Origin of the sequence: Catenulispora pinistramenti, assembly GCF_018274385.1 — a bacterium.
Taxonomy (GTDB): domain Bacteria; phylum Actinomycetota; class Actinomycetes; order Streptomycetales; family Catenulisporaceae; genus Catenulispora; species Catenulispora pinistramenti.
This window is the reverse complement of the sequence record NZ_JAAFYZ010000521.1, coordinates 1-714: the sequence shown is the minus strand read 5'-3', so window position 1 is coordinate 714 and position 714 is coordinate 1. Positions and strand designations below refer to the sequence as shown.

The 714-nt window shown below is 67.2% G+C and carries 1 protein-coding gene; it reads right to left on the bottom strand.

Annotated elements, in window-relative coordinates:
- Positions 1-7: 7 nt before the first annotated feature.
- On the bottom strand, positions 8-640 hold the full coding sequence (locus tag KGQ19_RS48775) for a LysE family translocator (protein WP_212022478.1): 633 nt from the start codon (positions 638-640) through the stop codon (positions 8-10).
- Positions 641-714 lie beyond the last annotated feature (74 nt).

Sequence of the window (714 nt, the reverse complement as noted above, 5' to 3'; positions counted from 1 at the left end):
CGCATGCTCAGCCCCGCAACGCCAGCTCCACCCCGAACCCCACCAGCACCGTCCCGGTCACAGCGTCGAGCGCCCGCTTCACCCGCCGCTTCGCGAACCACGCGCGAGCCCGATGCGCACAGAAGATCAGCACACTGAACCACACCAGCGCCAACGCATCGTGCACCCCCGCAAGCTCAAGCCCCATAACCAAATGCGAGACATGCGCCGGCATGAACTGCGGAAAGATCGCGATGTAGAACGCCCCCACCTTCGGATTCAAAAGGTTGGTCCCGGCCCCCCGCAAAAACGCCCGCACCACCCCGGCATCCACGACCGCCTCAGCCGCCCCACGCACTTCCCCGCGCCGAGCGGCCCGCAACATCCCAATCCCCATCCACAGCAGGTACACGGCACCCACCACCCGCAGCCCGGTATACGCGGCATACGAAGCCGTCAGCAACACCGACACCCCCGTCGCCGCAGCCGCACCCCACACCAAAGCCCCGGCATTGATCCCGAAAGCCGCGGCGAACGCCTGCCGCCGCCCCAACGTGAGCGCGGACCGCAGCACCACCGCGGTGTCGAGCCCCGGAATGATAGTGATGAGCCCAGCGACCAGGGCGAAGGACAACAGCGCATGAAGGACCGAATCGCTCATGCCGCTCACTATGACAGCCGCGCCAATGCCGCCGTTTCCCGCTACTCACCCCGCCGGATCCCACCGTCCCAACC

Excerpts from the sequence above, each read along its gene's own strand:
- KGQ19_RS48775 (WP_212022478.1), bottom strand. The coding sequence starts at position 640 with ATGAGCGATTCGGTCCTTCATGCGCTGTTGTCCTTCGCCCTGGTCGCT.